Origin of the sequence: Nocardiopsis sp. FR4, from assembly GCF_009830945.1 — a bacterium.
GTDB lineage: Bacteria > Actinomycetota > Actinomycetes > Streptosporangiales > Streptosporangiaceae > Nocardiopsis.
The window spans coordinates 52,412-62,513 of record NZ_VWVV01000004.1; the positions used below are offsets into that span (position 1 = coordinate 52,412).

Genomic DNA, 10,102 nt, shown 5'->3' on the forward strand with positions numbered 1-10,102 from the left:
GCCCGGTTCCGGGGTCCGGAAACCACAGGGCTGCGTACCCTCCGGGTACACGGCTTCCCGGTCGTGACCGGCGGGGACTGCCGGAACGCACCGTTCCGGCCTCAGGCCAGGTAGTGGCGCACCGCCTCGCGGATCTTGTCGGCGTGCAGGTAGATCTCGTCGATCGACTCCAACGGGTGGCGGGTCTCGTTCTTGTCGGCGTCGAAGGTGCCGAGGTACTTCTTCGACCTGGCGTTGAAGTGCAGGCGCGCGATCGGCCTGCGGTTGTTGTCGTCCAGCAGGATGGCGAAGTAGCTCTTGGAGTCCCGGTGCGCGATCCGCTGCGGCTTGACCTCGCTGCACGCGATCGCCTTGACGACCTGGTACCCCTCCAGCTCCTCCAGGGTGGTCTCGATCCCCGTGCCGCGTTCCAGGTCCTCCTCGGCGGCTTCCTCGCTGGTGACCGGCTCCGCTTCGGGCTGCGGACGCGTCGACTCCAGGGCCTTCTTCAGCCGGATGTTGACCTGGTCGTCGAGGAAGGCGGCGGTGGCCTCCTCGACGAGCGGCGTGAACTGCTCGCGTGCCCGCCTGGTGAAGGCCTTGTCGTAGACGCGGCTGGCGAAGAACTTCACCCATTCGGCGCCGGGCTCCTGGAACTGCTCCGCCAGCGTGCGTTTGATCGCGCCGATGTATTTGAGCTTCTCGGCGGCGTCGACCACGGAGTTCAGGTTGAAGGAGGCCTTGGTCAGCTTGCGCAGCTCCGGCAGGAGGCTCTCGTCGACGTCGCCGAGGTCGAGCACCATGAACGGCTTGGAGTCCATGCGGTTCGGCGCGTCGAGGTCGGTGTAGAACTGGTATTCGACGCCGTTGGTGAGGACCGCGATGCGCGCGTTGGTCACCGAGAAGTACCGGTAGAGCTGCGACGCGTGCTCTACCTTCAACTCGCCGTTCGCCTTCTTGCACTCGATGAGCATCTGCACTTCGCTGTCGAGCATGATGGCGTAGTCGACCTTTTCGCCCTTCTTCACGCCGACGTCGGCGGTGAACTCGGGGACGACCTCGCGCGGATCGAAGACGTCGTATCCGAGGACCGTCGCGATAAAGGGCATGACGAAGGCGTTCTTCGCCGCCTCCTCGGTCTGGGTCATCTCGCGCTGCTTCTGCACCTTGGAGCTGAGCGCGGAAACCCTCTCTTCGAATTCCATACCGAGCCTCCACGTAAGTCTGGTCCGGAAACCATAGCAAGGCGGAAAGCCCGGCATCCACAGGTCGACCGGTTCGTTATAACGGGAATTCCGATGGAAGCATCGGCTTTATCCGCGCCCGCGGAGAACGGGAACGGGATGGACGGACACTGCTCTGTTGTCTGGTCCGCACCGAGCGGAGGAATGGTGCCAGCGGCTCTCCTGGGGGATTTTCGCGAATTTGGGCCGGGCTCCCGCGCCAGCACCGGGAAGGCTGACAGCGGTCGTCCACGCGAGGGGATTCGGCACCGGAGGCCGCGCAGCAACCGGCCAGAAACGTGACGCGTGGGGCAAAGGACCAGTTCAGGACCAAGGACACGTCTATGAGGCGGCCCGCGAACTGGGTAAACCCGCCCGCCATGGCCACCGTCCTGCTGTACAAAGGTCCTTCACGGCGCCACGGAACCACCTTACGTCTATTTCCTGTGAACCGGGTTAACAATAAGATCTCACCCGGAGGCCGCGCACCGGTCCAGGTCGAAAGCGCCGAGTCCACGAGAGCGCAGGCGGACGGCCTGCGGATGCCGGAAGCGGCAGCGCAGCCGGTCAGCCCGCGTGCGCCCCTCCCCCGCCCAGCGCGTGTTCCACGCGCAGTCGCTGGGTGTGGTGCATCTCCAGTCCCGCCGCCTCCTCGGGACCGAACCAGTCCACCTCGTGCGACTCGTCGCTGACCGCGAGCGCCCCGCCGACGACCCGTGCGCGGAAGCACACGTTGAACTGGCGGCGCACCTCCCCATCCCTATAGGCGATGACGTGGCGGGCGTCGGTGTAGGTGCCCACCAGCCCGGTCACCTCGACCTCATAGCCGGTCTCCTCCCGCACCTCCCGCACCGCCGCCTGGGGCAGGCTCTCGGTCATCTCCATCGTCCCGCCCGGCATCGCCCACAGCCCGTTGTCCACCCGCCGCTGCAACAACAAACGGCCCTGCTCATCGATGACGGCCGCGCTGGCCGCGACCACCAGGCTGTTGGGAACGGGAGCCGCAGGATCGTCGTAGTACTCGGTACGTGCCACGAACTCAGGACCTCTTCTGACGAGAAGCGGCAGCGCCGGTCAGGTCGCCGATGACGCCCTCCACCAAGCGGACGGCAACGGGACCACGCACCGCCGACCTGGACAGCTGGTCGAACACGCGCCGGTAGGGCTCCACAGCGTCGTCGTCGGTCAGACACAGTTCCGCGCCGATGGTCTCCACGATCACCCGGTCATCGTCGAAGATCCAGAAGCCGTGTGAGGGGACCACGTCCATGCTGCACCGCATCGGAATGACGCCGATCTCAGCTCTTCCCAAGGTGAGTTCGGCGATGACGTGTTCAAGCTGGTCGGCCATGACCGTGTCCGGAGCCAGGCGGAACCTCAGGGCTGGTTCCCATATGAGGAGGTGGAACGTCTTGTCCGGTGCTTCGAGTACGCGTTGACGCTCGATCCTGGCGTCCACCGCCCGCTGTCCGTCATCAGGCACACCGTGCAGACGCACACCCCGGCGGAACATGAACCGTGCGTATTCGGCGGTTTGCAGGAAACCCGGGACACAGGCCGACTCGAAGATTCGGAACCTCCGTGTCCGCTCGTCCAGGGGGAAGTAGGAGTGCTGGCGCGCCTCGTGTCCGGCCGCGAGCTGGCGCCGCCAGTTCGCGTAGTGGGTCTCCAGGGAGCGAAGCTGCGTGACCAGACCTCCAGCGGCGTCCTGGCGACCGCACAACAGCGCCCATGAGCGCAGATCGTCCGTGCTCGCGGTTTGCTTGCCGTGCTCCAGACGGGACACCTTGGAGGGGTGCCAACCGGCTCGAAAGGCCAGTTCACGGCCAGACAGCCCGGCCTCCTCGCGGAGTTCGCGTAGGCGAACACCGAGGGAGACCCGGGCTGTCTGGTAGTCGGTCATGCGGCGCGTGACGCCATGTACTCGGTGAAGGTGAGCGCATGGTGCCAGGCCGCGTCCCGTGCCTGGAGGGCGGTCAGTACCTGGTCTGGGTCATCGGTCAGGCTCGCTCCGAGGAAGCGGTCGTCATCGAACTCCAGGCGGGCCACCATGCGGCTGTCGAACACCCAGAAGTCGTGGTCGGGTAGTTCCGCCACGATCGGGTGGGTGCGCGGCAGGTAGCGGATGTCCTCGCCGACGCCGAGGTTGTAGGGAGTGCCCCACAGCTCCCAGCGCAGGTAGTCCGAGGGCGGGTCGTCGATGAGGCGGACCCTCTCCATGCGCTTGCCGGTGGCCAGCTCCTCACGCATCATGCTCAACCACGGCCTGAACCATTCCAGGCTGGGCTCCTTGCCGGAGAGCCATTCCTGGAACGGCAGATCTTCGTTCGCCTTGCCGTAGTGCGTGCGTGTCTCCAGACGCCAGGCGGTGTGTCGGTAACGGCGGAAGAGGTCGGTGAAGTCCTCTCCGCTGACGATCTCCGGCATCTCAGTCCTTGGGAGCGAAGCGGGTGAGCAGGGCACGCGGGACGACGACGAACTCCTCACCCGCGAGCACGTCACTCAACTGCCGCAGGGCTTCGGGATCGGTCAGTTTGTCGCCTTGCACCACAATGTCACCGGTGTCCGTCTCGTACAACGTGGGGCAGCCACCGTCCTGAGACGTGGTGCCGAGCTTGCGGAGTTTCATGGTCCTCCTCGGTTCGGGGGTGCGCTACGAGTATCCCGGGAGAAGAACGGCCGGGCAGGTGTTGGCGTATCTCGCGGACGCAATCTCGCGCAATCCCCGCGCCCCGCGTACCCCTACCTGCCTACGTTCGTGCCGTCCCCGTTCTCCTCGGATGCCAAGGCGGTACCGGCCATGTCTCCTGACGCTGTCCACCACGATCCTCCGCGCGTACTCGCCCCCTATGTACGGGTCGGGGTCCAGGACGAGACGCTATTCCTCGGTTTCGGTTCGATACGCCAACCCGTACACGACCGCGCGCTGTGGGAGCCGCTGCTGCTCCTGGCCGACCACTTCCGTAAACCACGCACCCGTGAGGCAGCCTCGGTCCACCTGCACTCCCGCGGTGTTGACGCCGCCTCGACCGAGGCGGCGATGCTGCTGCTCGAACACGGCAACTGCCTGATCCCCGCACACTCCTACGACCGCGCCGACCGTTACAGCAGGCACACACTGTTCTACGAGCTCTCCGGAGCCGACGCCGAGCGGGTACAGCGCCGTCTGGGTGAGGCCAGCGTCGTGCTGCTCGGATGCGGCGGGATCGGCAGTCTGGTCGCGGTCACCCTGGCCACGGCCGGGGTCGGGGAACTGGTCCTGATGGACGGTGATCACGTGGAGCTGAGCAACCTGACCCGCCAGTTCCTGTTCACCGAGACCGACATCGGCCTGCCCAAGGCGGAGGTACTCGCCCGGGAACTGAGGCGGCGCAACTCCTCGTGCCGAGTACGGCCGGTGGTTCACGGAGTGGCGGACACGACGGACCTGGAACACCTGCCCGCGTGCGACCTCCTCGTGGTCTCGGCGGACTCCCCCGGTCTGACGGGCCTCGTGAACGCCCACTGCGTCACGTCGGGAACAGCGTGGCTGAACGCCTGCTACGTCAACGACATCGCGGTGTGGGGTCCGCTGGTGGTGCCGGGGACGACCGGATGCTGGAACTGCCGACCGCTGACCGCACGCCCTCCCGAGGACGAGGCCGAACTGGCCTCGCTCATCGCACGCGTCAACGGGCGCTACCAGGCGCCTTCCAACGGACCGGTCAACATGCTGGCCTCCTCCCTGGCCGCGCTGGACGTGCTGCGCCACCTGGGCGGATTCGGCACACCGGCCTCACTGAACCGCCGCGTGGGAGTGTGGTCGCACGATCTGACCCTCGACCAGCAGGCCGCTGAGCGCGACCCTACCTGCCCCACCTGTGCCGAGGCCGTCCTGTCCCGTGAAGGAGTCCGATGAACACCGACCATGCCGCAGGCTGCGTCTTCTGCCGGATCGTGTCCGGGGACGCGCCCGCCCACCGGATCTGGGAGGACGCCGACCACCTGGCGTTCTTGTCGATCTTCCCCAACACCGAGGGGTTCTCCGTCGTCATCCCCAGGGCCCACCGCACCAGCTACGTGGTCGAGATGGAACCCTCGGAGTACACGGCCCTGCACCTAGCTGCCCGCGAGGTCGCCCGCCGCCTGGACGCGGCCTTTGACGACGTGGCCCGCACCGGGATCATGTACGAGGGCTACGGGGTCGACCACGCCCATGCCAAGCTCTTCCCCATGCACGGCACCGCGGGCAACCAGGGCGGGAACTGGCGCGAGGTGGCCTCCCCGATCGAGGGCTACTTCGACCGGTACCAGGGGTACCTGTCCTCACACGACCACACCCGCGCCGACGACGCCTGGCTCGTGACCGTGGCCGAACGCATCAGGAACAACGCGCCCTGAACCCCCAGGCAAACGGGGCGGGGCGGCCCAGAGGGAACCGCCCCGCCGTCGTCACATCCGCTGGCCTTTTAGTTGTTACCGTCGTCGTTCACCGTGGCTCCCTCCTCGCTGGGGTGTCTGATCGCGGGGCCGCCGACGTCCCGGGCCGTCGGACTCCCCGCGATGACCATGAAAGCCGGTGCCGTGACGCGGACCAATGCCCTTGCGTGAGATTGCGTCCAGATCCAACACCCTTCGAGGAGTCCGATGAGTGACACGACCGCGCCGGTCCTGTGGGCCGAGGCCGAGGGCATCGCCCTGGGAGCACTGCGCGCGGACCTGGCCCGCGAGTACTGGCGGTGGGAGAGCGACCCCGGCGCGGTGCTCGGCTACGGACGCCAGGTCCCCGAAAGCCCCGAGTCACGGGCCGAAGGCCTGGAGCACCAGTTGCGCGGAGCGCCTGACCAGGCGCGGTTCACCGTCTACGACGTGCGCGGGAGCGAGCCGACCCCGTGCGGGCTGGCGAGCCTGCTCATCGACCACCAGGTGCGCACGGCCGAGTTCATCCTGGTTGTGGCTCCCGAGGCCCGGGGGCAGGGTGTGGGCACCGTCGCGACGCGGTTGACGCTGGACTACGCCTTCCACGTCATCGGCCTGGAGATGGTCTGGCTGAAGGTGTTGGAGCCCAACACCGCCGGTCGCACCGCCTACGCCAAGGCGGGTTTCCGGGAGGCGGGCACCATGCGCAGCGCCGGGGTCTGGAAGGGACGCCGCTGCGGAGAGGTCGTCATGGACGCCGTGCCCGAGGACTTCCCGGGACCGTCGGTGGTCGTGGGTGCGGACGGCTGATGCAGGGGGAAGACGGTGACGGCCGCGCCGGGCCCGGGAGGGTCAGCGCGGCCGTCACGGTTTGTGCGGGCCGGGGTGGTTCTCAGAACAGGCCCGCGGTGAGGTGGTGGGCCAGGGCGCCGACCGTGGCGGCCAGGGTGTAGCCGGCCAGGGGCAGCGCCCAGCGCAGGCGGGGCGGTCTGCGGTGGCTTTGCGGACGCTGGGAGCGGCGGCGCGGCAGCGGCGGGCGCTTGGGCCGTGGCGGGAACGGGCCGTCGTCGGGAGCGGGCCTCGGACGCGGAAGCGCGGGTTCCGGTGGGCGCGGCGGTGCGGGCGAGGGCTTGCGCGGACGGTCCGGGCGGTCGGGCTCTCCCAGCCGCTGGGCGTCGCGTTCGGCCATCCGGGCGGCCTGGACGCGCATCCAGTGCGGCAGCTCACCGTGGGCCTGGCGGTAGGCCACCCGCGGGTTGTCCCGCATCTGGGCCAGGAGCCGCTCCTCCCAGGTGGGCCGGTGTGCGGCGCCGGGGCGGACGAAGCGCTGTCCCCGGGGCGCGTCCAGCACCCGGCGGATGCGGTCGGCGCCCGGTTCGCCGGAGGCGGGGGCGCTCACCGACCGGCCCCGGCGGTGGCTGCGGGAGCGGTGGGGGTGAGGGTGAACTCGGCCCACACCGCCGTACCCAGCCCCGCGCAGAACGGGAAGTCCACCACCGGCCGGGTCCCCCAGGAGGTGGCCAGGTGCTCGATGATCAGCAGGCCCCGGCCGCGTTCGGCCTCCTCCCACTCCTGCTCCGTGCGCTGGTGCGGGATCCGGGGGCGGGTGGGGGTGTCGGTGCGGGCGCCGTCGTCGACGATCGCCAGGTGCAGGGTGGTGGCGGTGGGCATGGACAGGGTGCGAATGACCCGGCCGCCCTCCTCGCCGGAGCGGGAGTGGTCGCACGAGTTGGCGAACATCTCGCTCGCGCACAGCACCACCGTGTCGGACAGGTCTCGGCTCAGGCCCTCCAGGCGGAACAGGTCGGCGCGCAGGTCCTCGCGGACCCAGGCGGCCTGCGCGAGGTCTCCGGGGTAGACGCGCGAGGCCCAGCGGCGCCCGGCGAAGGGCGGGGTGGGCGTGTGGAACGGCGCGCGGGGACGCGGCACAATGGTCATGCTGACAGCTCCTTCTTCTTCACGCGATGGGTGGTTGTCGGCTTGGGCTCTGGGGGCGCGGCAATCGCCCCCAGAGCCGTTTTCATGTCAGCCGCTCTCGGCGAAGCGGCAGTGCCAGGTACAGATACCTGACTCACTTACGCCATCATGACTAAGCAATCCTGAAAATGCAAGGTATGCATTCGCACAGATGCAGGAACCTGGGTAACTTGAGCCCCAAACACCATCGGACCGCAGGTCTACGGAGTTATGCCAAGGCAAGGGAGCAACCATGCCAACGAAGAAGCCCACACGCACGCTTCGGATGCGGCGACTCGCCGCTGAGCTGCGAAGGCTGCGCGAATCTGCTGACCTCAGTCGTGAGGATGTCACCGAAGCGACCAGGATCAACGCTTCGACGCTCTACCGCATCGAAGCGGCCCAGACCCGCCCCCAGGTCCGCACCCTCCACACACTGTGCGACCTCTACCGGGTTGGCAACGACAAGCGGAACGAGCTACTGGCGCTCACCAAGAACTCTGGACAGCAAGGATGGCTGGAGACTTACCCCTCAGAGCTGCCCACGGAGTACACCAACTACATCCTCTTCGAGTCGGAAGCCCGGACCGTCCGCAACTACGAGTCCCTGTTCGTACCCGGCCTTCTCCAGACCGAGGACTACGCCCGTGCCGTCATCAGAGGCACCCTTCCCCTGGCCACCCACGAACAGGTCGAGGACCGTGTCCGTGCCCGTCTCCAGCGCCAGGAGTTGCTGCACAAGCCTGAGCCCCTGCGGTTCCGCGCTGTCGTAGACGAGGCCGTGCTCCGTCGCGTGGTGGGCGGGCAGCGCGTCATGCGTGAGCAACTGCTCCATCTGGTCACCATGGCCAGGTTGCCCCATGTAGAACTCCAGGTCATCAAGTTCGAATCGGGTGCACATCCGGGCATGCCGGGATCCTTCGTCCTGATTGACTTCCCTGACCTGGCTGATCCTGCCGTGGTCTACATCGACAGCATGGCCGGAGATCTCTTCTTGGAGGGCGAGGTCGAGGTCGACCGGTACTCGCTGATCATGGAGCAACTGGTGGGTGTGGCCCTCAGCCCTGAACAGTCGCGACGACTCGTCGGAGATCTCGCGGCGGGCATGATGGAAGGGAACTAGGAGGACAAGATGGGAAAAAGCACCGCAAATCTCGGCAGATGGTTCACGAGTAGCTACAGCAGCGGGAACGGTCAGTGTGTCCAAGTCAAACACCAGCCAGAAAGCACCGGTATTCGTGACTCGGTACATCCAAACGGAGCCGTGTTGGACTTCCCCCAGGAGGAGTGGCGTACCTTCCTCGACACCGCCAAGGGCGCCTGAGCCCCTACAAACCCGCCTCCTCGCCGACGATCTTGTACTTATAGCGAGGTTCGACCGCCGAGAGTAGCTATAAGTACAAGATCACGGGGAAAGAGGCTGCCTTCGCTCTGATCCGGTGGAGGCAGATCAACCCTTGGTTCCGGGAGAGAGAGCTTCGATCTGGAGTGCGAGGTTCTGTGCCTGCACCAAGGAACTGAGTGCCTCGTTCTGCTGGGGATGTGCGGCCTGGGCCTCAGCGGTTCGGTCGGCGATCGCGTCGAACTCGGCGGCCGCACGCCGGTCCTGCTCCTCCATTTCAGCGGCCCGCACCTTGTCGGCGTAGGCCTCCAGCGTCCGGATGCGCGTCTCAATCTCCGCGACGTCCTCCGCCAAGACGGCGCGAGCGCGTTCGGCGGCCAGCCGACTCCGTTCTCCCGGAGTGGGGGTGCTGTCGATCTTGTGCCGGGTACTGGTCTGCTGAACCAGACTCTGGGCCAGGGACCATTCGACGTCGGCCAAGACCACCCGGTTGCGAACCTCGTCCAACAACAACCCCTGTCGGTGCGGCGACGAACCGAGCACGGTGTCCACCGCACCCTGCGCGCGGCCGAGCAGAGCGTTCGAGGTGTGATCCAACATGTCGGCGGCCACGTACCGCCCCTGGAACTCGGCGATGATGTGGGCCGGGTCCTGGGCACGGGCGCGTTCCGCTTCTCGACCGACACGACGTTGGTGGAGGTACCACAGCGCGATGGCGGCGACAGGTAGCACAAGACCGAGGGCGATAAACCCCTCGGGTGAGTTCCCCAGGCTGATGACCAGCGCGAAACCGGCCACAAGAAGAAGGCCTTTCACCGGAGAGCCCCCGCCAAGGAACCTCTCCAGCGTCACGGGGTTTCTCGGCTCGCCCGTCCCCTGGCGCCCTGCCTGCTCGAACGCCTGGCGCAGACGTCGGGCCTGGTCAGCGCTGACCTCGGGATGCAGGGTGACCCTTCGGGAACCGGTCGCATCGGGGGTGCCGTGTCCGCGCAAGCGCTTGCCTTTCTCGTCGCCTCTTCTTCAACGGAGAGTCCAAGCCTCGCAGGTGTGAAAACCCGCGTCTCTTTCGGGACCAAAGCCCTGCCTTGGGGGCAATACTCCCGAGTTCCGTAAAGCCGAAGGTCAACACCGCCGTCTTGGTGTACACAGATTCTGGCGGCACTGTGAGCCCAACCCTATCCCCCTTGCGTGTGAACCGGGTTAA

General features: G+C 67.1%; 13 protein-coding genes. 5 read left to right on the forward strand and 8 right to left on the reverse strand.

The window, feature by feature from the left end; genetic code table 11:
* Positions 1–101: 101 nt before the first annotated feature.
* The 5 genes from FYW95_RS06690 to FYW95_RS06710 form a co-directional block, all read right to left on the reverse strand.
* Complete coding sequence (locus tag FYW95_RS06690; RefSeq protein WP_159942079.1) at positions 102–1,184, reverse strand: type I restriction endonuclease; 1,083 nt, start codon at positions 1,182–1,184, stop codon at positions 102–104.
* 585 nt (positions 1,185–1,769) lie between these two features.
* Entirely contained in the window at positions 1,770–2,237 is a 468-nt protein-coding gene (locus FYW95_RS06695; protein ID WP_159942078.1) for an NUDIX hydrolase, read from the reverse strand.
* A 4-nt stretch (positions 2,238–2,241) separates the two neighbouring features.
* Positions 2,242–3,105: a helix-turn-helix domain-containing protein gene (locus FYW95_RS06700; protein WP_159942077.1), complete on the reverse strand. Its 864-nt coding sequence runs from the start codon at positions 3,103–3,105 to the stop codon at positions 2,242–2,244.
* Entirely contained in the window at positions 3,102–3,629 is a 528-nt protein-coding gene (locus FYW95_RS06705; RefSeq protein ID WP_159942076.1) for a DUF6879 family protein, read from the reverse strand. Before FYW95_RS06705 ends, FYW95_RS06700 begins: the two co-directional genes overlap by 4 nt.
* A 1-nt stretch (position 3,630) precedes the next feature.
* Positions 3,631–3,831: a hypothetical protein gene (locus FYW95_RS06710; RefSeq protein ID WP_061080143.1), complete on the reverse strand. Its 201-nt coding sequence runs from the start codon at positions 3,829–3,831 to the stop codon at positions 3,631–3,633.
* A gap of 171 nt (positions 3,832–4,002) precedes the next feature.
* Between FYW95_RS06710 and FYW95_RS06715 the strand changes: the two genes are divergently transcribed.
* From FYW95_RS06715 to FYW95_RS06725, 3 genes are all read left to right on the forward strand, one after another.
* Positions 4,003–5,100, forward strand: coding sequence for a TOMM precursor leader peptide-binding protein (locus FYW95_RS06715; protein ID WP_160050166.1), 1,098 nt, complete (start codon positions 4,003–4,005; stop codon positions 5,098–5,100).
* The gene (locus tag FYW95_RS06720; protein WP_160050167.1) at positions 5,097–5,582 is read left to right on the forward strand and encodes an HIT family protein; all 486 of its coding nucleotides are present in this window, start codon (positions 5,097–5,099) and stop codon (positions 5,580–5,582) included. Before FYW95_RS06715 ends, FYW95_RS06720 begins: the two co-directional genes overlap by 4 nt.
* A 246-nt stretch (positions 5,583–5,828) precedes the next feature.
* Positions 5,829–6,410 (forward strand): GNAT family N-acetyltransferase, encoded by a 582-nt coding sequence (locus tag FYW95_RS06725; RefSeq protein ID WP_159942073.1) that lies wholly within the window; start codon positions 5,829–5,831, stop codon positions 6,408–6,410.
* Between the two features lie 82 nt (positions 6,411–6,492).
* On the opposite strand, the gene FYW95_RS06730 is transcribed toward FYW95_RS06725, so the two are convergent.
* Positions 6,493–6,999: a hypothetical protein gene (locus tag FYW95_RS06730; RefSeq protein ID WP_159942072.1), complete on the reverse strand. Its 507-nt coding sequence runs from the start codon at positions 6,997–6,999 to the stop codon at positions 6,493–6,495.
* Complete coding sequence (locus FYW95_RS06735) at positions 6,996–7,538, reverse strand: ATP-binding protein (RefSeq protein ID WP_159942071.1); 543 nt, start codon at positions 7,536–7,538, stop codon at positions 6,996–6,998. Before FYW95_RS06735 ends, FYW95_RS06730 begins: the two co-directional genes overlap by 4 nt.
* A 271-nt stretch (positions 7,539–7,809) precedes the next feature.
* On the opposite strand from FYW95_RS06735, the gene FYW95_RS06740 reads away from it, so the two are divergent.
* Both FYW95_RS06740 and FYW95_RS06745 read left to right on the forward strand, forming a co-directional pair.
* Positions 7,810–8,679 (forward strand): helix-turn-helix domain-containing protein, encoded by an 870-nt coding sequence (locus tag FYW95_RS06740; RefSeq protein ID WP_236567722.1) that lies wholly within the window; start codon positions 7,810–7,812, stop codon positions 8,677–8,679.
* A gap of 9 nt (positions 8,680–8,688) precedes the next feature.
* On the forward strand, positions 8,689–8,880 hold the full coding sequence (locus tag FYW95_RS06745) for a DUF397 domain-containing protein (RefSeq protein ID WP_160050168.1): 192 nt from the start codon (positions 8,689–8,691) through the stop codon (positions 8,878–8,880).
* A gap of 126 nt (positions 8,881–9,006) precedes the next feature.
* On the opposite strand, the gene FYW95_RS06750 is transcribed toward FYW95_RS06745, so the two are convergent.
* Entirely contained in the window at positions 9,007–9,750 is a 744-nt protein-coding gene (locus FYW95_RS06750) for a hypothetical protein (protein ID WP_160050169.1), read from the reverse strand.
* Positions 9,751–10,102: the final 352 nt, after the last annotated feature.